This window comes from Enterobacter sp. 2VL (assembly GCF_005503595.1).
Taxonomy (GTDB): Bacteria; Pseudomonadota; Gammaproteobacteria; order Enterobacterales; family Enterobacteriaceae; genus Enterobacter; species Enterobacter cancerogenus.
In genome coordinates this window covers 119892-142228 of record NZ_SCNE01000005.1, presented here as the reverse complement: position 1 = coordinate 142228, position 22337 = coordinate 119892, and the positions used below count along the sequence as shown (strand labels likewise).

Here is a 22337-nt window from a genome sequence, read left to right as displayed (position 1 = left end):
GTATTTATGTCTGAAGAAAAGAAAGGTCAACAGTATCTCGCCGCGTTGCATCAGGCTTTTCCCGGCGTGGTGCTGGAGGAGTCCTGGCAGACCAAAGACCAGATTACCGTCACCGTGAAGGTGAATTATCTGCCGGAAGTGGTGGAGTTTCTCTATTACCAGCAGGGCGGCTGGCTCTCGGTACTGTTCGGTAACGACGAGCGCCAGCTGTGCGGCAACTACGCGGTGTACTACGTGATGTCGATGGAGCAGGGGGAGAAGTGCTGGCTCACCGTGCGCGTCGAGGTTGATCCGAACAAGCCGGAGTACCCGTCGGTCACGCCGCGCGTGCCTGCCGCCGTCTGGGGCGAGCGCGAAGTGCGTGATATGTACGGTCTGGTGCCGGTGGGGCTGCCTGACGAGCGCCGTCTGGTGCTGCCGGACGACTGGCCGGACGAACTCTATCCGCTGCGCAAAGACAGCATGGACTACCGCCAGCGCCCCGCGCCGACCACTGACAGCGAGACCTACGAGTTTATCAACGAGCTGGGCAGTAAAAAGAACAACGTGGTGCCGATCGGCCCTCTGCACGTGACCTCTGACGAACCCGGCCATTTCCGCCTGTTTGTTGACGGCGAGAACATTATCGACGCCGACTACCGCCTGTTCTACGTCCATCGCGGCATGGAAAAACTGGCGGAAACCCGCATGGGCTACAACGAAGTGACGTTCCTCTCCGACCGCGTGTGCGGCATCTGCGGCTTCGCCCACAGCACCGCCTACACCACCTCGGTGGAGAACGGGATGGGGATCGTGGTGCCGGAGCGCGCGCAGATGATCCGCGCCATCCTGCTGGAGGTGGAGCGTCTGCACTCGCACCTGCTGAACCTTGGCCTGGCCTGCCACTTTGTCGGTTTCGACTCCGGGTTCATGCAGTTCTTCCGCGTGCGTGAAGCGTCGATGAAGATGGCTGAAATTCTCACCGGGGCGCGTAAAACCTACGGCCTGAACCTGATCGGTGGGATCCGCCGCGACCTGCTGAAAGATGACATGATCCAGACCCGGCAACTGGCACAGCAGATGCGTCGCGACGTGCAGGAGCTGGTGGATATGCTGCTCAGCACGCCAAACATCGAGCAGCGCACCGTTGGCATTGGTCGTCTTGATCCGCAAATTGCCCGTGACTTCAGCAACGTCGGCCCGATGGTGCGCGCCAGCGGCCACGCCCGCGACACCCGCGCCGACCACCCGTTTGTTGGTTATGGCCTGCTGCCGATGGAGGTGCACAGCGAGCAGGGCTGCGACGTTATCTCCCGTCTCAAAGTGCGTATCAACGAGGTATTCACCGCGCTGAACATGATCGACTTCGGTCTCGATAACCTGCCGGGCGGCCCGCTGATGGTGGAAGGCTTCACCTATATTCCAAACCGCTTTGCCCTCGGCTTTGCCGAAGCCCCGCGCGGGGACGATATCCACTGGAGCATGACCGGCGACAACCAGAAGCTATACCGCTGGCGCTGCCGTGCGGCGACCTACGCCAACTGGCCAACCCTGCGCTACATGCTGCGCGGGAATACGGTCTCCGACGCGCCGCTGATCATTGGCAGCCTTGATCCGTGCTACTCCTGCACCGACCGCATGACCGTGGTGGACGTGCGCAAGAAGAAAAGCCAGGTGGTGCCGTACAAAGAGCTTGAGCGCTACAGCATCGAGCGTAAGAACTCGCCGCTGAAATAAGGACTCGTCATGTTTACCTTTATCAAAAAAGTGATCAAAACCGGCACGCAGACCAGCCGCTATCCGCTGGAGCCGCTGCCGGTCGACAAAAACTTTCGCGGCAAGCCGGAGCATAACCCGCAGCAGTGCATCGGCTGCGCGGCCTGCGTCAATGCCTGCCCGTCGAATGCACTGACGGTGGAAACCGACCTGAAAAGCGGCGAGCTGGCCTGGCAGTTCAACCTGGGACGCTGCATCTTCTGCGGCCGCTGCGAGGAGGTCTGCCCGACGGCGGCCATTCGTCTTTCCCAGGAGTACGAACTGGCGGTGTGGAAAAAAGAGGACTTCCTGCAGCAGTCGCGCTTTGCGCTGTGCAACTGCCGCGTCTGCAAGCGTCCGTTTGCCGTACAAAAAGAGATCGACTACGCCATTGCGTTGCTGAAACACAATGGCGATGTCCGCGCGGAACACCACCGCGAAGGCTTTGAAACCTGCCCGGAATGTAAGCGTCAGAAATGCCTGCTGCCGTCTGACCGCATCGATTTAACCCGTCACATGAGAGAGGCCAGCTGATGGAAAATTTACTCGGCCCGCGCGACGACAAAGGCATTCCGGTGCCGATGACGGTGGACGAATCCATCGCCAGCATGAAGGCGTCGCTGCTGAAAAAAATCAAACGTTCGGCCTACGTCTACCGCGTGGACTGCGGCGGCTGCAACGGCTGCGAGATTGAGATCTTCGCCACGCTGTCGCCGCTGTTTGACGCTGAACGCTTCGGGATAAAAGTGGTGCCGTCTCCGCGCCATGCGGACATCCTGCTGTTTACCGGGGCCGTCACCCGCGCAATGCGATCCCCTGCGCTGCGCGCCTGGCAGTCCGCGCCGGATCCCAAAATCTGCATCTCCTACGGGGCCTGCGGCAACAGCGGAGGCATCTTCCACGACCTGTACTGCGTCTGGGGCGGGACCGATAAAATTGTACCGGTGGATGTCTATATTCCAGGCTGCCCGCCGACGCCTGCCGCCACGCTGTACGGCTTTGCGATGGCGCTCGGCCTGCTGGAGCAGAAAATCCACGCCCGCGAACCCGGCGAGCGTGATAGCCAGCCTGCGACCATTTTGCATCCGGATATGGTGCAGCCGCTGCGCGTGAAGGTTGACCGCACCGCGCGCAGGCTGGCGGGGTATCGCTATGGCCGCCAGATTGCCGATGACTATCTGCGTCTGCTGGGGCAGGGCGACCATCAGGTTGCGCGCTGGCTGGAGGCGGAAAACGATCCACGTCTTAATGAGATCGTGGCGAACCTGAACCAGATCGTTGATGAGGCGCGTATCCGATGAGTGAAACGGTGGTGTTCAGCCAACTGAGCCGTAAGTTTATTGATGAGAACGACGCCACGCCGGATGCGGCGCAGCAGGTGGTCTATTACAGCCTGGCGATTGGGCACCACCTTGGCGTCATCGACTGCCTGGAGGCAGCGCTGAGCTGCCCGTGGGCGGAGTATCTGGCGTGGATAGGCACGCTGGAGGAGGGCAGCGCGGCGCGGCGTAAAATGGAGGGGGTGCCGAAGTACGGCGAGATCGTCATCGACGCCAACCACATTGCGATGCTCGCCAACGCCTTTGACGCCGCGCTGCGCCAGCAAACCCCGGCGCAGCAGGCATGGAGCAAAACGCTGCTTAGCATGCTGCACGACATTCATCAGGAGAGCGCCATCTACCTGATGGTGAGGAGATTACGTGACTGACGTTTTACTGTGTGTGGGCAACAGCATGATGGGCGACGACGGTGCCGGCCCGCTGCTGGCAGAGATGTGTGCCGCAAACCCGCAGGGCAACTGGGTGGTGATTGACGGCGGCAGCGCCCCGGAAAACGACGTGGTTGCCATTCGCGAACTGCGCCCTGAAAAGCTGTTAATCGTCGATGCTACCGATATGGGGCTTAACCCCGGCGAGATCCGCCTGATTGACCCGGACGACATCGCCGGAATGTTTATGATGACCACCCACAATATGCCGCTGAACTATCTGGTCGATCAGATTAAAGACGACGTGGGCGAGGTGCTGTTTTTAGGTATTCAGCCGGACATCGTTGGGTTTTATTACCCGATGACGCCACCGGTGAAAGCGGCGGTGGAGGATGTTTACTCCCGCCTTGCGGAGTGGGTGGGGGATGGGGGTTTTGCTCCACTCTGAGCAGTGCCGGGTGACGACTTCGCCTTACCCGGCCTACAAAACCCATCTCCCTCTCCCTGTGGGAGAGGACCGGGGTGAGGGCAACAGGCTACGCCAGATCCCCCCCGTTGCTCGCAATCACCTTCTTATACCACCCGAACGATTTCTTGCGCGTCCGCTCCAGCGTGCCGTTACCGGCATCATCGCGATCCACGTAGACAAACCCGTAGCGCTTGCTCATCTCGCCCGTCGAGGCGGCCACCAGGTCGATACAGCCCCAGGTGGTGTACCCCATCAGCGGCACACCGTCCTCGATCGCGTCGCCCATCGCGCGGATGTGCTCGCGCAGGTAGCTGATGCGGTAGTCGTCGTTGATCTCGCCGTTGGCGTCGATTTCGTCCTTCGCGCCGAGGCCGTTTTCCACCAGGAACAGCGGCTTCTGATAGCGGTCGTACATCATGTTCATGGTGATGCGCAGGCCCAGCGGGTCAATCCCCCAACCCCACTCGCTCACCTCAATGTGCGGGTTACGTAACGACTTCACGATGTTCGCCGCATTGGTATTGTTCGCGTTCATGTCCGCCGACGCACAGCGAGAGGCGTAATAGCTGAACGAGACAAAATCAACGGTGTTTGTCAGCAGTTCGTCGTCGCCGGGGTCTTTAACAATCACCACCCCTTTCTCGCGGAACACCCGGGCAGAGTAGGCTGGATAGCGGCCGCGCGCCTGCACGTCGATAAAGAACAGGTTCTCGCGATCTTTCTCCAGCGCCATCCACACGTCTTCCGGCTTGCAGGAGTAAGGGTAGAAATTACCGCCCGCCAGCATACAGCCGACCTGATTTTCAGGGTTAACCTCGTGGGCGATTTTGGTCGCCAGCGCGCTCGCCACCAGCTCGTGATGCGCGGCCTGGTATTTCACCTGGTCCTCGTTCTCACCCTCCTCGAACACCAGCCCCGCGCCGGAGAACGGGCTGTGTAGCATGATGTTGATTTCGTTGAAGGTCAGCCAGTATTTCACCAGGCCGTTAAACGCTTCGAAGCAGGTCCGCGCGTAGCGGGCGAAGAAATCAACCATCCTGCGGTTGCGCCACGAGCCGTATTCGGTGACCAGATGCATCGGCACGTCGAAGTGGCACAGGGTCACCAGCGGCTCGATGTTGTACTTTTTGCACTCCTCGAATACCGCGCGGTAGAAGGCGATGCCCTCCTGGTTCGGCAGCGGCTCGTCACCGTTCGGATAGAGGCGGCTCCAGGCAATTGAGGTGCGGAACACCGTGAAGCCCATCTCCGCCATCAGGGCGATGTCCTCTTTATAGCGGTGGTAAAAATCAATCGCCTCGTGGCTCGGGTAAAACTCGTCGTCGCGCAATGAAAAACGTTTTTCCTTCCCGAGTTTAACCGCCAGACGGTTCGCACCGTGGGGAATCATATCGACCGTGGTCAGCCCTTTGCCGCCCTCGCGGTACGCACCTTCACTCTGGTTGGCGGCAAGCGCGCCGCCCCATAAAAATCCTTGTGGAAAAACCGACATTTCTACCTCGCTATACATTTATGCTCGTGCTGCGTTGGCCTGAACCGGGGCGGTTTGCAGGGCGCGTGCCTTTTCGGCGTCGTCTTCAACCGGGATATCTTCAAAACCTAATATCAGGGTCAGAACAAACGACAGCACTACCGCCAGCCCCATCACGCCGAATACCCAGACGATGGTCATCGGGTTCGCCGGGTCGAAGAACTGGACGCTGGTAAACAGCCCCGGCGCAGCCATCGAGTGGCTGGCAAGGCCTGCCACACCGGCCACCGCGCCACAGATAAAGCCGCTGATCAGGCTCGCAATCAGCGGACGCTTCAGCCGCACCGCTACGCCGTACAGGGCCGGCTCAGAGATCCCCGCCATGATGGCAGAGGCCGCGGCCGCCAGCGCCGTCTGGCGCAGCTCCGGGTTTTTAGTTTTCCACGCCACTGCCAGCGACGAGCCGCCAAGCGACAGGTTGGCGCCGATTTCTGACGGCATCACCATCCCTTCTTTGCCCGTTTCGGCAATGGTCTGGATGATGGTTGGCGTAAACACGCGGTGCATACCGGTCATCACCAGCAGCGGCCACAGCGCGCCCATGATGGCGACCGACAGCCAGCCCAGATAGCCGTGAATGGTGTACACCAGCGCGGAGATGGCGCTGCCGATCCAGATCCCCAGCGGTCCAATCAGCACAATGGCGAGCGGGGCGGCAATCAGCACGATCAGCATCGGCTTCAGGAAGTTTTTTGTCACCGCCGGCGTGATGCGATCCACCCAGCGTTCGATATACGACAGGCACCAGGTCATGACCAGCGCCGGGATCACGGTGTAGGTATATTTCACCGCCGTGACCGGAATTAAGGCAAATTCTACATGCTCGCCCTGCGCCGCTTTCGCCATCAGCTCGATAAAGCTCGGGTGTACCAGCACGCCCGCAATAGCGATGGCGAGCGACATATTGGTTTTGAATTTCACCGCCGCCGAAGCCGCAACCATCAGCGGCAGGAAGAAGAACGCCCCGTCGCCGATGACGGTCAGGATGGTCAGGGTCGGCGCGCCTTTCTCCAGCACGCCGGTCATCTCGAGGATCATCGCCAGCAGCTTGACCATCGAGCCGCCGATGATCGCCGGGATCAGCGGCGACATGGTGCCGATCAGCGCATCAAGGATCCCTGCGCCTATCCGCCGCAAGGTCATTTTTTGCGGACCTTCCGGCACGGCAGGCTGGAGGTCGGTGGGTAACAGGCTGACCACTTCGCGGTAGGCCTGAGAAACGGTGTTGCCAATAATCACCTGGCACTGGTTATCGCTGCGCACCACGCCGAGCACGCCGCTGATGCTTTTCAGACGCGCGGCGTCGGTAAGGCTTTCGTCTTTCAGAACAAAGCGCAGACGCGTCATACAGTGGGTGACGGCGACGATGTTATCTTTACCGCCGAGCGCGCTGATCACGTCGTTTGCCAGCGCGGCATAGTTTTTGGCCATCGGATGTGTTCCTGTTATCGTTGTGAGTCGTGTAGGAAACCGGTTTCACATAATCATCATGAGTTTTTCCTGATGAAACAAGATCGCTTTTTGTCCATTTTTTCGTTTCGTGACGACGATCACCCGACGCGGAAAAAAGCGTGATGCTGCCGCTGCGACAATTTTTATGCGGTGCAGTACACTGCGAACCATCAGATTGAGAGGGAAGAACACGATGACCACGATGCTGGAAGTGGCGAAACGGGCAGGCGTTTCGAAAGCGACGGTTTCCAGGGTGCTGTCGGGCAATGGCTACGTCAGCCAGGAGACCAAAGACCGGGTGTTTCAGGCCATCGATGAGAGCGGCTATCGCCCGAATTTGCTGGCGCGCAACCTGGCGACCAGGCGCACCCAGACGCTGGGGCTGGTGGTGACCAACACCCTGTATCACGGCGTCTACTTTAGCGAACTGCTGTTCCACGCCGCGCGCATGACCGAAGAGAAAGGACGGCAGCTGATCCTGGCGGACGGCAAGCACAGCGCCGAAGAGGAGCGCGAGGCGATCCAGTATCTGCTGGATATGCGCTGCGACGCGGTGATTATCTATCCGCGTTTTCTCAGCGTGGAGGAGATGGACGAGATCGTTGAGAAATGCGAGCAGCCGATTATGGTGCTGAACCGCCGTCTGCGCAAAAACAGCAGCCACAGTGTCTGGTCCGATCATAAATCCTCCTCTCAGGAGGCGGTGTCGCAGCTGATTGCGAAAGGGCACCGGGAGATTGCGTTTATCACCGGCTCGCTGGATTCCCCGACCGGGGTTGAGCGTCTGTCAGGTTACAAAGCCGCGCTGGCGCAGCACGGCATTGCCCTGCGCGAAGAACTGATAGCAGAAGGGAAGTGGACTCCGGCAAGCGGTTCGGCGGCCGTCGCCGGGCTGTTATCCCGCGGCGAGCGTTTTACGGCGCTGGTGGCGAGCAATGACGATATGGCGATAGGTGCCCTGAAACAGCTTCATGACAGCGGAATCGCCGCGCCGGAGGCGGTGTCGGTGATTGGGTTCGACGATGTTGCCATTGCGCCATACACCGTGCCGTCGCTCTCCAGCGTGCGTATTCCGGTGACGGAGATGATCAAAGAGACCATCAGTCGCTTAATCTTCATGCTGGATAGCGGTGAGTTCACCTCTCAGCAAACCTTCTCCGGCGAGCTGATCCTGCGCGACTCCGTCACTGACGGTCCGCATCGCTGACGTCGACAGCCGTCATCGTCAGAAGTGACGATGACGGTGCCGCTTTCGTTGTTCATTTATATATAAATCAACAGGTTAATAATTGGCACGGTTTGTGAATAGCTTCGCGCATGACTGATATGCTGGAGTAGTAGATGAACCGTTTTATGATGGCCGATGCCAGTAAGTGCATTGGTTGCCGAACCTGTGAAGTCGCCTGCGTGGTGTCCCACCAGGCGGATCAGGATTGTGCCTCCCTGACCCCGGAATCTTTCCTGCCGCGCATTCACGTTATCAAAGGCGTGGATATCTCAACGGCGGCGATCTGCCGCCAGTGCGAAGACGCGCCGTGCGCCAACGTCTGCCCTAACGGGGCAATCAAACGCGAAAAAGGATTTGTACACGTGATGCAGGAGCGCTGTATCGGGTGCAAAACCTGCGTGGTGGCCTGTCCGTATGGCGCGATGGAGGTGGTCGTTCGCCCGGTGGTGCGCAACAGCGGCGCGGGGCTGAGCGTGCGAGCGGAGAAGGCCGAAGCCAATAAATGCGACCTTTGCTATCACCGCGAAGCCGGCCCGGCCTGCATGGAAGCCTGCCCGACGCATGCGCTGGTCTGCGTGGATCGCGACAAACTCGAACAGATGAGCGCGGAAAAACGCCGTCGGGCAGCGTTCGACACGTCGTCATCTCTGCTGTTTTAAGCCGCGATGAGCAGTAACGGTGTGCAGCTGCGCATACGCGGCAGGGTGCAGGGCGTCGGTTTTCGTCCCTTCGTCTGGCAGCTGGCGAACCAGCTTCAGCTTAGGGGCGATGTCTGCAATGACGCACAGGGCGTGCTGGTGCGCCTCGCGGGTGATGGGGGGGCCTTTACCGCGAGGCTGCATCAGGACTGCCCACCCCTGGCACGCATTGACCACGTTGATACGCAGCCCTTTACCTGGACGCGCGTGCCGGACGATTTTTCCATTCGCCACAGCGCGGGCGGGACCATGGACACCCAGATTGTTCCGGATGCCGCCACCTGCCCGGCGTGTCTGGCCGAAATGCGCGACCCTGCCGGGCGCCGCTACCGCTATCCCTTTATCAACTGCACCCACTGCGGCCCGCGTTTCACCATTATCCGCGCGATGCCGTATGACCGTCCGGCCACGGCAATGGCGCACTTCCCGCTGTGCACGCCCTGTGAAACGGAGTACCGCGACCCCGCCGACCGGCGTTTTCATGCCCAGCCGGTGGCGTGCCCGGACTGTGGCCCCTGGCTGGAATGGCGTGCGGGAGATAAAACCGCCGTGCGTGAAGCGGCCCTGAGCGCCGCGGTTGAGATGCTGAAAAACGGCGGCATCGTCGCCATCAAAGGGCTGGGCGGTTTTCACCTTGCCTGCGATGCGCGCCATCCGCAGGCGATAGCCACACTGCGTTTGCGTAAGCGCCGTCCGGCGAAGCCGCTCGCGGTGATGCTCCCGCAGGCGGATGGCCTGCCGGATTCAATCCAAACGCTGCTGCACTCTCCTGCTGCGCCCATCGTGTTAGTGCCGGCATCGTGGCTTCCTGACCTGCCTGACGGGATTGCTCCCGGCCTTTCGACGATTGGCGTCATGCTCCCGGCGAACCCGCTGCAGCATCTGCTGATGATGGACTGCCAGCGTCCGCTGGTGATGACCTCCGGCAACCTCAGCGGCAGGCCGCCAGCCATGACCAACCAGCAGGCGCTGGACGATCTGAGTGACATCGCGGACGGGTTCCTGCTGCACAACCGCGACATCCTCCAGCGGATGGATGACTCCGTGCTGGATCAGGACGGCGTGATGCTGCGCCGCGCGCGCGGTTTTGTGCCGGATGCCATCACGTTACCCGCAGGGTTTTGTAATATCCCCTCCATGCTGTGCACCGGTGCGGAGCTGAAAAACACGTTTTGTCTGGTGCGCGGCAGCCAGGCGGTTGTGAGCCAGCACTTTGGCGATCTCAGCGAGGAGGGCGTGGAGGCGCAGTGGCGCGCGTCGCTTGACGTGATGCAGCGGATCTACGCCTTCCAGGCGGAACGCGTGGTCTGTGATGCACATCCGGGGTACCACGCCCACGCGTGGGCCAAAGAGCAGGCGTTGCCGCTCGAGACGGTGCTGCACCACCACGCGCACGCGGCGGCCTGCATGGCCGAGCACGGCTGGCCGCTGGACGGCGGGGATGTGATTGCCCTGACGCTGGACGGCATTGGCATGGGCGAGAACGGCGCGCTGTGGGGCGGGGAATGCCTGCGGGTGAACTATCTCGAATGCGAACATCTGGGCGGCCTGCCCGCCGTGGCGCTGCCGGGCGGGGATCTGGCTGCCGTCCAGCCGTGGCGCAATTTGCTTGCCCACTGCCTGGCTTTTGTTCCGGCGTGGCAACGCTATCCGGAAACGCAGGCCATGCAGCGGCAAAACTGGCCGCTGCTTTCTGCCGCCATTACGCGCGGGATCAACGCGCCGCGGGCCTCATCCTGTGGACGGCTGTTCGACGCGGTGGCCTGCGCGCTGGGCATTGCCGCTGAAAACCAGCGCTACGAAGGGGAAGCCGCCTGCGGGCTGGAAGCGCTGGCGTCGCAGTGTGCGGGTGTGGCGCATCCGGTTACCCTGTCGGTGGAAAACCTCTCTCTCTTCTGGCAGCAGTGGCTCAACTGGCAGGCTGAACCCTGCGAGCGGGCATGGGCCTTCCATGACGCCCTGGCAAAAGGGCTGGCGGAACTTGCCGTGCGCCATGCCCGGCGTCTGTCGCTTTCAACGGTGTGCTGCAGCGGCGGCGTGTTCCATAACCGTCTGTTGCGCGCGCGGCTTAGTCATTATCTCGCCGACTACCACCTTCTTTTTCCTCGTCAGCTGCCCGCAGGTGACGGGGCTATCTCCTTCGGGCAGGCGGTTGTCGCCGCCGCCCGGTCATGTTCACAAAGGACTCAAAATGTTACGACTCTTACGCAATGAACCTCGCGCGGCGTTACTGCTGCTGGCTCTGGTAATGGCAAATCTGCTTGCCTGGGGATGGGCATGGTCAACCTTCAGCGCCAGCCCGGCACTGATGGCCGCAAGCCTGCTGGCCTGGTGCTACGGACTGCGACACGCGGTGGATGCCGACCATATTGCGGCTATCGATACCGTCACGCGTAAGATGATGCAGCAGGGCAAACGCCCGTCAGGCGTGGGGGCGTGGTTTTCGCTGGGGCACTCTACCATCGTGGTGCTGGCGTCCATTGCAATCGCGGCAACCGCCACGGCCTTCCAGAAAAACATGGCCTGGTTCCACGAGACGGGCGGGATGATTGGCACCGCCGTGTCGGCCACGTTCCTGCTGGCAATGGCACTGGTGAATATGGTGATTTTACGCGGCGTCTGGCGCAGTTTTCAGGCGCTGAAAAAAGGGCGTTCGGCCAGCGGCGATCTTGCGCTGCCAGCGCAGGGCGGGGTGATGAACTGGCTGTTTGGCGCGACGTTCCGCCTGGTCAACAAAAGCTGGCAGATGTACCTGGTCGGCTTCCTGTTCGGACTGGGTTTTGACACCGCCACCGAGATTGGCGTGCTGGGCATCTCCGCGGCCAGCGCCTCAAAGGGGATGTCGGTGTGGGCGATCATGATCTTCCCGGCACTGTTCGCCAGCGGCATGGCGCTGATCGACACGCTTGATAATCTGTTAATGGTGGGCGCTTACGGCTGGGCGTTTAATAAACCACAGCGCAAGCTCTACTACAACATGACCATCACCGGGACATCCGTGGTAGTGGCGCTGTTCATCGGTGGGCTGGAAGCGCTGGGCCTGCTGATGGATAAATTCGCACTCAGCGGCGGCGTGTGGGAGCTGATTGGCGCGGTCAACGACAACCTCGGCAACGCCGGATTTGTCGTCGTTGGGCTGTTTGCCGCCTGCTGGCTGATCTCGATGGTTAACTACCGCTGGCGCGGCTACGATGCGCTGGTCGTCCGCTCCTGAACCTGCGACGGAGGCTCGCCTGGGTAACCTCGGGCCAGCCTCCGGCTGTTAAAAATAACAGCTTTACGAAAAGAGTGATGCCCGGGAAATAAAAAATAATGCATGACAAATGAATTTAAATTATATTTTTACGGCGAATTATTATTTAAATATACCATGCATTCTTAAATGAGATATTCCGCATTTTACACCATTAAAAAGGGTGCCATGGCCTTTGCTACTTACCCTGGTGGCAGGTTTCAGCAGGATATGCAGCCGCGCAGTGCGGGCTTCCGGGCTAAGATAAAATCAGTAAAATAAAACGGGTCGGTGTTTTTTAGTGATTTCGTATTTCAGTATTGATGGAATAAATAATAAAAGGACTGATAGCGGTGATTTATCTGATTTGTATTTATTTTATGAATAGATTGCGTAAAAAAAAGCCCCAGGACATCGGGGCTGCGGATAATAAAATCCCAAGGTTAAGTAAGCGTGGTAAAAGGCTAAGGGTTAAGCGGGCAGCGATTTCAGCAGAGCGAAAGCCTCCTTCATCCGATCTTCACTGACCACGAAGGCGCGCAGATTGCCCTCATCGTCAGCACCGCGTGCCACCATCCCCTGAGACTCAAGGGTGATATGCCAGTTAAGATCCCGGCGCTGGGTTTCACCGGCAAGGTGCAGCGGCAGCTCGGGTGTTTTCACCTTCACCAGCATCGCGGGTAATTTCAGGGGCGTACTGCCCCCAAGCAGATTTTTCGCCAGATACATCGCGCTAAGCTGTATCGGCTGCAGGAACGGCAGAACCTGGCCATTGATCTCCGCGCAATCGCCCAGCGCATAGATGTCGGGCTGCGTGGTGCGCAGGTAGCTGTCTACCTTCACGCCGCGGTGGGTCTCGGCTCCGGCACGGTGAGCCAGCGCCGTTTCCGGACGCAGCCCGGTAGCAGCGATAACGACGTCTACCTCTACGCTGCGATTGCCGTCGAGCGTAGCGCGCACGCCGCTCTCGGTTTTGGTCAGACTGTGCAGCTGCGATTTCAGCAGCAGGTGCACACCCATATCGGTCAGACGATGCTGTAAGCGACTGCTTACTTCCGCAGGCATCAGCGCCGACAGGATGCTCGCCGCGTGGTCCACTAAGGTGACGGCTTTACCCGCCCGGCAGAAGTCCATCGCCAGCTCGGTGCCAATCAGGCCGCCGCCAACAATCATCACGCGCTGCGCATCGCGAAGCCTCGTTTCGCTGGCCTGGTACTCCTGCTGGCTGTTCAGGGTGAGCATCAGCTCGCGGCCTTCAACCGGTGGAACAAAGGCAGAAGCGCCGGTAGCAAGCACTAACTTATCGTACTGCCAGCTCTGGTCTTTCGCTTTCACGACGTGGGCGGCAGCGTCGATATCGGTTACCCAGGTGTAGGGAAACAGGCGCAGGTTAAACTGTTCCGCGAACTCCCCCGCCGACTGGCGGGTGAGGTCTTCGGCACGCTGATTCTGGCTAATGACGTGGCTTAAATCAGGCTTGTTGTACTCGTCCATGCTGTCGGCGGCGATCACCGTCAACGGCACGCTGGCATCCTGTTTACGAATGTTTTTCACCAGCTGGCGGGCGGCAAAGCCCGAGCCGATGATGACGATCCCGTTGCTCATTTTGCCTCCGTAGCCAGTTCGTCAAAGACGTCTTTACCAAGGGAACATTCCGGGCAGAGGAAGTTGTCCGGTACGTCACTCCACGGCGTGCCCGGGGCGACATCCTGCAGTGGCTCGCCCAGTTCCGGGTCGTAAATCCACTGGCAGACGCTGCACTGCATGCGCGGGCCGAGATCGGCAGAAGCGGCGGCACAGCTGCTGGCGGGCTGTGGTTCGGCCGGTTTTGCTACGGCTTCAGGCAGTGGAGCGAGCGCCCACTGACGTGCGATATCGCGACCGTGCTGGCGGCAGATTTCCAGCGCGTCGATGTCTGGGCGCCATTTGGCCTTGAGGCTCATGGACATTTCAAAACCGGCATCCTGCAGGCGGGTTGAGAGACGGTCAACCGCGCCGCCGCTCCAGCCGTGGGAGCCAAAGGCGCTGGCGCGTTTATTGCGGAAGCGCAGGCCGGTCATCTCTTCTACCAGACCCGCAATTTTTGGCATCATCACGTTGTTCATGGTGGAGGTGCCCACCAGCACGCCTTTGGAGCGGAAGGTATTGGTCAGAATCTCGTTTTTATCGCTGCGGGCGACGTTGAAGATTTTCACCGCTACGTTCGGGTCAACTTCGTTGATACCCTGCGCGATTGCATCCGCCATCATGCGGGTGTTGTTGGACATGGTGTCGTAGAAGATAGTGATGCGATCTTCCTGATAATCTGCCGCCCATTTCAGATACAGCTCGACAATCTGGGTTGGATTTTCACGCCATACCACGCCGTGAGAGGTGGCAATCATATCCACCGGCAGGTTAAAGCCGAGGATCTCAGTGATTTTTGGCGTTACCAGACGGCTGAACGGCGTAAGGATGTTGGCGTAGTAGCGCTGGCACTGCTCGAACAGCTCGGTCTGATCCACTTCGTCGTTGAACAGACGCTCATCGCAGTAGTGCTGGCCGAAGGCGTCGTTACTGAACAGCACCGCGTCGCCGGTCATGTAGGTCATCATGCTGTCAGGCCAGTGCAGCATAGGCGTTTCCACGAAGATCAGCTGTTTGCCGTTACCGATATCCAGGGAGTCACCGGTTTTCACGGTGTGGAAATTCCACTCCGGATGGTGATGATGGCCGTTAATGGAGTCAATCGCGTTGGTGGTGCAGTAGATTGGCGTGTTCGGGATATAGGACATCAACTCGGTCAGCGCGCCGGCGTGATCTTCTTCCGCATGGTTAATAATGATGTAGTCGATGTCATTCAGGTCGATTTCGCTGCGCAGGTTCTGCACGAACTCACGGCTGAATTTGTGATCGACGGTATCAATCAGGACGTTTTTGCCTTCACGAATGAGATAGCTGTTATAGCTGCTGCCGCGCAGCGTTTTGTATTCAGTTCCGTGGAAATCACGAACTTCCCAGTCACGTTGGCCAACCCAATGAATGTTATTTTTAACCAGAATAGACATAGCAACCTCAGTTTAATGCGACGTTTTTAAATAAGATGGTTTAGCTATATCAAGTTGCGTGCCAACTTTTTAACTTATTGATTGTATATGGTTTTATTTTTCATCCTCCCTAATGGGTAGTCATAATGACTATGATAAATACTGTCAATATGACAATATGTATTGTCAAAATGACAGCGAGGTCAACATGAGCTTTTCTGTAGATGTACTGGCGAAGATAGCCATTGAACTGCAAACCGGGATTGGGCATCAGGACCGTTTTCAGCGGCTGATTTCCACGCTGCGCCACGTGCTGGAGTGCGATGCATCGGCGCTGCTGCGCTACGAGGGGCGGCAGTTTATCCCCCTGGCGATCGACGGGCTGGCGCAGGACGTGCTGGGGCGTCGCTTTACCCTTGAAGGCCACCCGCGCCTGGAAACTATCGCCAGGGCGGGGGACGTGGTGCGCTTTCCGGCAGACAGCGATCTGCCCGATCCCTATGACGGGTTGATCCCCGGACAGGAGAGCCTGAAGGTGCACGCCTGCATTGGCCTGCCGCTGTTTGCCGGGCAAAACCTCATCGGCGCGCTGACGCTTGACGGCATGTCGCCGGATCAGTTCGACACGTTCAGCGACGAGGAGCTGCGGCTGATTGCCGCGCTGGCCGCCGGCGCGCTCAACAATGCGCTGCTGATTGAGCAACTGGAGAGCCAGAACATTCTTCCCGGCAGCCCGGCAGCGTTTGAGCAGGTGGCTCACACCGAGATGATTGGCCTGTCGCCGGGCATGGCGCAGCTTAAAAAAGAGATCGACATCGTGGCGGCCTCCGATTTGAACGTGCTGATTTTTGGTGAAACCGGCACCGGGAAGGAGCTGGTGGCGAAGTCGATTCACGAGGCCTCGCCGCGTGCGGTTAACCCGCTGGTCTACCTTAACTGCGCGGCGCTGCCGGAGAGCGTGGCGGAAAGCGAGCTGTTTGGTCACGTCAAAGGGGCGTTTACCGGGGCCATCAGCAACCGCAGCGGCAAGTTTGAAATGGCGGATAACGGCACGCTGTTCCTCGACGAAATTGGTGAGCTGTCGCTGTCGCTGCAGGCGAAGCTGCTGCGCGTGCTGCAGTATGGCGATATTCAGCGCGTCGGGGACGATCGCAGCCTGCGCGTCGACGTGCGCGTGCTGGCCGCCACTAACCGCGATCTGCGTGAAGCCGTGCTGGCCGGACAGTTCCGTGCCGACCTGTTTCACCGACTGAGCGTTTTCCCGCTCTCCGTGCCGCCGCTGCGCGAGCGTGGTGAAGATGTGGTGCTGCTGGCGGGCTATTTCTGCGAGCAGTGTCGTCTGAAGATGGGGCTTTCCCGCGTAGTGTTAAGCCCGGGCGCGCGCAGACATCTGCTGAGCTACGACTGGCCGGGTAACGTGCGCGAGCTGGAACATGCCATTCACCGTGCGGTGGTGCTGGCGCGGGCCACGCGGTCAGGGGATGAGGTGGTGATCCACGCCCGTCATTTTGCCCTGCACGATGAAGCCGTGCAGACCGTGACGCAGGTTGTCCCAGAGATTGCTACCCAGAATCTGCGTGAGGCGACGGAGGCGTTTCAGCGACAGACTATCGCCCGTGCGCTGGTGCAGAATAATCGCAGCTGGGCCGCGTGCGCGCGTGCGCTGGAGACGGACGTCGCCAACCTGCACCGGCTGGCGAAGCGTCTTGGGCTTAAATAATACCGGCCTGATAGAAATCCTGCAGGTTGATGGCCCCGCACAGCCTGCCGCTGTCATCCACCACCGGTGCGGCGGTAATTTTACGCTTCATCAGCACCTCTTTAGCCTCAATGGCGCGGCTTTCGGCGTTGAGCGTTAAGCCGCCTGTGGTCATGGCGTCTGACACCTGCGATTCCAGCTTACCGCCGCCAACCAGCCAGCGGCGCAGGTCGCCGTCGGTAAAGACGCCTTTGACGAAGCCGCCGTCATCACACACGGCAACCAGCCCCAGCCCGGTACGGCTCAGCTCCAGCATTGCGTCCATCACGCTGGTATCAAGCGTGACCTGCGGCGTGGCCTCGTCGGTGCGCATCAGGTGGTGCACTTTATTGAGCAGACGCGCGCCCAGCGCCCCCGCCGGATGCGAGCGGGCAAAATCTTCTTCGTTAAACCCGCGCGCCTGCATCACCGCCATGGCCAGCGCATCGCCCATCATCAGCGTATTGACGGTGCTGGAGGTGGGGGCAAGGTGCATCGGGCAGGCTTCGCGTTCAACGGAGATATCCAGCGTGGCTTTGGCTGCCAGCGCCAGCGGCGAGCGGGGTTTGCCGGTCATCGCCAGCAGCGCTACCGATTTTTCCTGCAGGCGAGGGATGATGAGATCCAGCTCTTTGGCTGAACCGGAGTAGGAGATGAACAGCATCACGTCGCGGCTTTCAATCATCCCCAGATCGCCATGCAGCGCTTCAGCCGGATGGACGAAAAAGGCGGGCGTGCCGGTGCTGGCAAGCGTTGCGGCAATCTTTTTGCCGATATGGCCGGATTTACCAATCCCTGCCACAATCACTTTTCCTTCACACTGAATAAGGGTGTTGGCCGCGCGGACAAAATCCTCGCCCAGACGTTCCGGCAGGCGGCTTGCTTCCTGCAACTCCAGCAGCAGGGTCTGGCGGCCTGCATTTAACAGAAAATCACTCATCGCTCTCTCCGGTTTCGATCGTTTCCATTCCCTTCGCGGCGGAAGGAGGGCGCTATAGTAATCCATTCTCCTTTCGGCGATCGTGGTCAATGTCGAAAGATTTTGCTTACGGCCACAGAACCGCTTCCTTGAGGAGTTGGGGATGCTTTACCATACTGGGTTCTTATCGAACTCGTTAAATGGATGTCCCATGTTCAAGCGTCGTTATGCAGCGCTGCTGCCTGCACTTATTTTGCTGTCCGCCTGTAGTAGCAAACCAAAGACCGAAGCTGTTCAGCAGACGGCTGGCGCGCCGTCCGGGGGCTTCTTGCTGGAGCCGCAGCACAATATGATGCAGATGGGTGGCGATTTTGCGAACAACCCGGCTGCGGAAGCTTTCATCGACAAAATGGTGAGCAAGCACGGCTTTGACCGCCAGCAGCTGCACGAGATTTTGTCTCAGGCGAAACGTCTGGACTACGTGCTGCGTCTGATGGACAGGCAGGCCCCGACGGCACAGGTTCCAACCGGGCCGAACGGTGCGTGGCTGCGCTACCGCAAACAGTTTATTACCCCGGACAACGTGCAAAACGGCGTGGCGTTCTGGAACCAGTATGAAGATGCGCTCAACCGCGCGTGGCAGGTTTACGGCGTTCCGCCTGAAATCATCGTCGGGATTATCGGCGTGGAAACCCGCTGGGGCCGCGTGATGGGCAAAACCCGCATCCTCGACGCGCTGGCAACGCTCTCCTTTAACTACCCGCGCCGCGCCGAATACTTCTCGTCCGAACTGGAAACCTTCCTGTTGATGGCGCGTAACGAGCAGGACGATCCGCTGGATCTGAAAGGCTCGTTTGCCGGTGCAATGGGCTACGGCCAGTTTATGCCGTCTTCCTATAAGCAATATGCCGTCGATTTCAACGGGGATGGTCACATCAACCTGTGGGATCCGGTAGATGCTATCGGCAGCGTGGCAAACTACTTCAAAGCGCACGGCTGGACGCCGGGCGGCCAGGTGGCGGTGCAGGCCAACGGCCAGGCGTTTGGCCTGGAAAATGGCTTCAAAACCCAGTACAGCCCTGCGCAGTTGATTGCGGCAGGCTTAACGCCGACCCAGCCGCTGGGTGACGCCCAGCAGGTGAGCCTGCTGCGCCTGGATGTCGGTACGGGTTATCAGTACTGGTACGGTCTGCCTAACTTCTACACCATCACCCGCTATAACCACAGCACGCATTATGCGATGGCCGTGTGGCAGCTGGGGCTGGCGGTTTCCCAGGCACGCGTGCCGGCGGCGTCACCGTTTAGCCAGTAAGTTACCTTATACCCCCTCTCCCGTTGGGAGAGGGGAGCCGTGCGCCCCGTTCTTCTTAGAAACATTTCGCCACACTCCCTTTACCCTTCCTTCATTTACATCATTGTCATCTTTTATTATTGTTATGTTATAACATTTAAAGTGGTGTAAAGATGTCGACTTCCTTTTTATCGCTCTCCGCTCAGGCGCGGCTTCTGCTGGCCCTGGTGCTGATGATCTTTCTCGGTCTCGCCGTGCGCTGGGCGGTGGCGCTGCCATGATCGTGATGAACGAACTTATTGCGGGCTATGACCGCCAGCCCGTCACGCGGGCGTTATCGGGGGCTATTGAGCGCGGCAGCCTGACTGCCATCGTCGGTGCGAACGGCTGCGGGAAATCCACGCTGCTCAAAACGCTCGCGGGTTTTCTTCCGCCGGTAAGCGGCAGCTTTCGCTGGCAGGGAAAACGCCCGGTGATTGGCTGGCTGGCGCAGCGGCACGCGCTGGAGGCGCAATTTCCGCTGACCGTGCAGGATGTGGTGGGGATGGGCTGCTGGCCACGCGTCTCACTTTTTTCCGGGTTTAGCCCTGACGCGCGTCTGCGAATTGCGGGGGCGCTTGAGCGAGTGGGGCTGGCGTCAATGGCGCTGTCGACCATCGATGCGCTCTCCGGAGGCCAGTTTCAGCGCATGCTATTTGCGCGCGTGTTAGTGCAGCAGGCGCCGCTGGTGATGCTCGATGAACCTTTTACCGGTGTCGATGAAGCGACCAGTAACGTCCTGATGGAGATCATGCTGGAGATGTACATGCAGGGGCAGACGCTGCTGGCGGTGTTACACGACAGTGAGCGCGTGTCGCGGCACTTCCCACAAACGTTGCGGCTGGATCACGATATTCCCTGCTGGACCACGGAACGGGTGAGGGTGGCATGATCTGGCACATCTTCTTTCAGCCCTTTATCGAATACGGCTTTATGCGCCGCGCGCTGGTGGTTTGCCTGGCGCTCTCCGTCAGCACGACGGCGCTGGGCGTCTTTTTGCAGCTGCGTCAGATGAGCCTGATGGGCGATGCGCTCTCCCATGCCATTTTGCCCGGCGTGGCGGTGGGGTATCTGCTTAGCGGAATGTCGCTGCTGGCGATGAGCGTGGGCGGTTTCGTGGCGGGCATTACCGTCGCGCTGGTGGCGGGCGTGGTCAGCCGCCGCACGCCGCTCAAAGAGGACGCCAGCTTCGCCGGGTTCTACCTCGGATCGCTTGCCCTCGGCGTGACTCTGGTCTCGCTGCGCGGATCGAACGTAGACCTGCTGCATCTTCTCTTCGGTTCTATTCTCGCGGTGGACAATGACGCCGCGCTGTTCGTCGCGGGCGTGTGTATGGTCACCCTTATTACGCTGGCGATTTTCTATCGTGGGCTGGTTACCGAGGCGTTTGATACCGCGTGGCTGCAGGTGAATGCCCGCTGGCTGCCCGGACTGCTGCACGGCCTGTTTCTCGCCCTGCTGGTGCTCAACCTGGTGGCCGGTTTTCAGGTGCTCGGCACGCTGATGGCCGTTGGGCTGATGATGCTCCCGGCGGTTGCGGCGCGCTGCTGGGCCCGCACGCTACCGGGGCTGCTGGCGGTGGCGGGTATCAGCGGTATCGGCTGTGCGTGGCTGGGATTAAGCCTCTCCTGGGCCGCAAGCTTACCTGCCGGGCCGTCCATTGTGCTGACCGCCAGCGCGCTGTTTTTTATCTCGATTTTATTGGGTTCGCGCAGCAGGCTGGCTGGCAGCCTGCGTGCGCTTTTTCAACGCAAGGGGAAATGATGAAACGTACAGGGTTAGCTATTGCGCTCGCGCTAGGAATGATGTCGCCGGGGTTGATGGCGAAAACGCTTAATGTGGTGACCAGCTTTTCCATCCTGGGTGATATTACGCAGGAAGTGGGGGGTGAACATGTGAAGGTGACTACGCTGGTGGGGCCGGATGGCGATCCGCACACCTTTGAACCGTCGCCGAAAGACAGTGCGGCGTTAAGCAAGGCGGACGTGGTGGTGGTTAACGGATTAGGGCTTGAGGGCTGGCTTGACCGTCTGGTGAAAGCCTCCGGCTTTAAAGGCCAGCTGGTGGTGGCCTCGGCGGGGGTGAAAACGCACACGCTGGAAGAAGACGGCAAAACCGTGACCGATCCCCATGCCTGGAACAGCGCGGCGAACGGGGCGCTGTATGCGCAAAATATACTGTCGGCGCTGGTGAAAGCTGACCCGGACGACAAAGCCGCGCTGGAGGCTACCGGGAAGCCGTACATCGCCCAACTGACCCAACTGGACGGCTGGGCCAAAACGCGCTTTAGCCAGATCCCGCAGGCAAAACGCAACGTACTGACCAGCCATGACGCTTTCGGCTATTTCAGCCGCGCCTACGGTGTCACCTTTATGGCGCCGCAGGGGCTGTCGTCGGAGAGCGAAGCCAGCGCGGCGCAGGTGGCTGAGATCATCAACCAGATTAAAGCCGACGGCGTTAAAACCTGGTTTATGGAAAACCAGCTCGACCCGCGTCTGGTGAAGCAAATTGCCAGCGCAACAGGAGCCGAGCCTGGCGGTGAACTCTACCCGGAAGCCTTGTCGGCAAAAGGCGGCGTGGCGGATACCTACGTCAGGGCGTTCCGCCACAACGTGGATACCCTCGCCGACAGCATGAAGTAATGTTCTTTCAAGCCGATGCGCCCGCGTCGGCTTTTTTCTGAAGCTCCCTCGTAAAACCTGAAGCGCATCCCCATATTTAACGAGAAAGTGCTATCTTGTGCTGCACGTTTTTCCGAAGCCTGGAGCGAAAATGACTGACCATGAATTGATGCAGCTTAGTGAAGTGGTAGGGCTGGCATTGAAGCAGCGCGGGGCGACCATCACCACCGCCGAGTCCTGTACCGGTGGCTGGGTCGCCAAAGTGATTACTGATATTGCGGGCAGTTCCGCCTGGTTTGAACGCGGCTTTGTGACCTACAGTAATGAAGCTAAAGCCCAGATGATCGGCGTGCGTGAAGCCACGCTTGAACAGCATGGCGCGGTCAGCGAACCGGTGGTCATTGAGATGGCGATTGGTGCCCTGAAAGAGGCGCGCGCAGACTATGCGATTTCGATTAGCGGCATCGCCGGGCCGGATGGCGGCAGCGACGTGAAGCCTGTTGGCACCGTGTGGTTTGGTTTCGCAACCTCGAAAGGCGAGGGGATAACGCGTCGGGAATGCTTCAGCGGCGATCGCGAAAGCGTGCGTCGTCAGGCGACGGAATATGCGTTAAAAACGCTCTGGCAACATTTTCTACAAAATACTTGATA

20 protein-coding genes are annotated in these 22337 nt (G+C 59.6%); 15 read left to right on the top strand and 5 right to left on the bottom strand.

Annotated elements, in window-relative coordinates; genetic code table 11:
- Nucleotides 1-6 precede the first annotated feature (6 nt).
- From hycE to hycI, 5 genes are read left to right on the top strand one after another with little or no spacing between them, the layout of a single operon-like run.
- On the top strand, nucleotides 7-1716 hold the full coding sequence (gene hycE, locus FFS28_RS13860; protein ID WP_058608508.1) for a formate hydrogenlyase subunit HycE: 1710 nt from the start codon (nucleotides 7-9) through the stop codon (nucleotides 1714-1716).
- 9 nt (nucleotides 1717-1725) lie between these two features.
- Nucleotides 1726-2268: a formate hydrogenlyase complex iron-sulfur subunit gene (locus FFS28_RS13855; RefSeq protein WP_058608507.1), complete on the top strand. Its 543-nt coding sequence runs from the start codon at nucleotides 1726-1728 to the stop codon at nucleotides 2266-2268.
- Nucleotides 2268-3035, top strand: coding sequence for an NADH-quinone oxidoreductase subunit B family protein (locus FFS28_RS13850; RefSeq protein WP_137849836.1), 768 nt, complete (start codon nucleotides 2268-2270; stop codon nucleotides 3033-3035). The genes FFS28_RS13855 and FFS28_RS13850 overlap by 1 nt, the downstream gene beginning before the upstream one ends.
- Complete coding sequence (locus FFS28_RS13845) at nucleotides 3032-3442, top strand: formate hydrogenlyase maturation HycH family protein (RefSeq protein WP_088208651.1); 411 nt, start codon at nucleotides 3032-3034, stop codon at nucleotides 3440-3442. Before FFS28_RS13850 ends, FFS28_RS13845 begins: the two co-directional genes overlap by 4 nt.
- Nucleotides 3435-3890, top strand: a complete 456-nt coding sequence (gene hycI, locus FFS28_RS13840; RefSeq protein ID WP_101737076.1) for a hydrogenase maturation peptidase HycI — start codon at nucleotides 3435-3437, stop codon at nucleotides 3888-3890. Before FFS28_RS13845 ends, hycI begins: the two co-directional genes overlap by 8 nt.
- 88 nt (nucleotides 3891-3978) lie before the next feature.
- On the opposite strand, the gene FFS28_RS13835 is transcribed toward hycI, so the two are convergent.
- Both FFS28_RS13835 and ascF read right to left on the bottom strand, forming a co-directional pair.
- Entirely contained in the window at nucleotides 3979-5403 is a 1425-nt protein-coding gene (locus FFS28_RS13835; protein WP_006178182.1) for a 6-phospho-beta-glucosidase, read from the bottom strand.
- Nucleotides 5404-5421: 18 nt separating this feature from the next.
- Nucleotides 5422-6873 carry a PTS cellobiose/arbutin/salicin transporter subunit IIBC gene (gene ascF / locus FFS28_RS13830; protein WP_088208654.1) on the bottom strand — a complete coding sequence of 484 codons (1452 nt, stop codon included), beginning with the start codon at nucleotides 6871-6873 and terminating at the stop codon, nucleotides 5422-5424.
- 214 nt (nucleotides 6874-7087) lie between these two features.
- Here ascF and FFS28_RS13825 point away from each other — a divergent pair, with 214 nt between their 5' ends.
- From FFS28_RS13825 to FFS28_RS13810, 4 genes are all read left to right on the top strand, one after another.
- A complete protein-coding gene (locus FFS28_RS13825) occupies nucleotides 7088-8101 on the top strand; it encodes a LacI family DNA-binding transcriptional regulator (RefSeq protein ID WP_137849835.1) in 1014 nt (337 codons plus the stop codon).
- 134 nt (nucleotides 8102-8235) lie between these two features.
- On the top strand, nucleotides 8236-8781 hold the full coding sequence (gene hydN / locus FFS28_RS13820; protein ID WP_006178177.1) for an electron transport protein HydN: 546 nt from the start codon (nucleotides 8236-8238) through the stop codon (nucleotides 8779-8781).
- A 6-nt stretch (nucleotides 8782-8787) separates the two neighbouring features.
- Entirely contained in the window at nucleotides 8788-11034 is a 2247-nt protein-coding gene (gene hypF / locus FFS28_RS13815) for a carbamoyltransferase HypF (RefSeq protein ID WP_137849834.1), read from the top strand.
- The gene (locus FFS28_RS13810; RefSeq protein WP_137849833.1) at nucleotides 11012-12034 is read left to right on the top strand and encodes a HoxN/HupN/NixA family nickel/cobalt transporter; all 1023 of its coding nucleotides are present in this window, start codon (nucleotides 11012-11014) and stop codon (nucleotides 12032-12034) included. Before hypF ends, FFS28_RS13810 begins: the two co-directional genes overlap by 23 nt.
- A gap of 489 nt (nucleotides 12035-12523) precedes the next feature.
- On the opposite strand, the gene norW is transcribed toward FFS28_RS13810, so the two are convergent.
- Both norW and norV read right to left on the bottom strand, forming a co-directional pair.
- Nucleotides 12524-13657, bottom strand: coding sequence for an NADH:flavorubredoxin reductase NorW (gene norW, locus FFS28_RS13805; RefSeq protein ID WP_137849832.1), 1134 nt, complete (start codon nucleotides 13655-13657; stop codon nucleotides 12524-12526).
- Nucleotides 13654-15099 carry an anaerobic nitric oxide reductase flavorubredoxin gene (gene norV, locus FFS28_RS13800; RefSeq protein ID WP_137849831.1) on the bottom strand — a complete coding sequence of 482 codons (1446 nt, stop codon included), beginning with the start codon at nucleotides 15097-15099 and terminating at the stop codon, nucleotides 13654-13656. Before norV ends, norW begins: the two co-directional genes overlap by 4 nt.
- A 187-nt stretch (nucleotides 15100-15286) precedes the next feature.
- Between norV and norR the strand changes: the two genes are divergently transcribed.
- Nucleotides 15287-16798, top strand: coding sequence for a nitric oxide reductase transcriptional regulator NorR (norR, locus tag FFS28_RS13795; protein WP_137849830.1), 1512 nt, complete (start codon nucleotides 15287-15289; stop codon nucleotides 16796-16798).
- Here norR and gutQ read toward each other — a convergent pair.
- A complete protein-coding gene (gutQ, locus tag FFS28_RS13790; protein WP_006178167.1) occupies nucleotides 16791-17756 on the bottom strand; it encodes an arabinose-5-phosphate isomerase GutQ in 966 nt (321 codons plus the stop codon). The genes norR and gutQ overlap by 8 nt on opposite strands.
- A gap of 190 nt (nucleotides 17757-17946) precedes the next feature.
- Between gutQ and mltB the strand changes: the two genes are divergently transcribed.
- The 5 genes from mltB (at nucleotide 17947) to pncC (ending at nucleotide 22335) form a co-directional block, all read left to right on the top strand.
- Complete coding sequence (gene mltB / locus FFS28_RS13785) at nucleotides 17947-19047, top strand: lytic murein transglycosylase B (RefSeq protein ID WP_171007413.1); 1101 nt, start codon at nucleotides 17947-17949, stop codon at nucleotides 19045-19047.
- A gap of 256 nt (nucleotides 19048-19303) precedes the next feature.
- On the top strand, nucleotides 19304-19957 hold the full coding sequence (locus tag FFS28_RS13780) for a metal ABC transporter ATP-binding protein (RefSeq protein WP_137849828.1): 654 nt from the start codon (nucleotides 19304-19306) through the stop codon (nucleotides 19955-19957).
- On the top strand, nucleotides 19954-20829 hold the full coding sequence (locus FFS28_RS13775) for a metal ABC transporter permease (RefSeq protein ID WP_058608499.1): 876 nt from the start codon (nucleotides 19954-19956) through the stop codon (nucleotides 20827-20829). Before FFS28_RS13780 ends, FFS28_RS13775 begins: the two co-directional genes overlap by 4 nt.
- The gene (locus tag FFS28_RS13770; RefSeq protein WP_137849928.1) at nucleotides 20829-21707 is read left to right on the top strand and encodes a metal ABC transporter substrate-binding protein; all 879 of its coding nucleotides are present in this window, start codon (nucleotides 20829-20831) and stop codon (nucleotides 21705-21707) included. Before FFS28_RS13775 ends, FFS28_RS13770 begins: the two co-directional genes overlap by 1 nt.
- 130 nt (nucleotides 21708-21837) lie before the next feature.
- Nucleotides 21838-22335, top strand: a complete 498-nt coding sequence (gene pncC, locus FFS28_RS13765) for a nicotinamide-nucleotide amidase (RefSeq protein ID WP_006178162.1) — start codon at nucleotides 21838-21840, stop codon at nucleotides 22333-22335.
- Nucleotides 22336-22337: the final 2 nt, after the last annotated feature.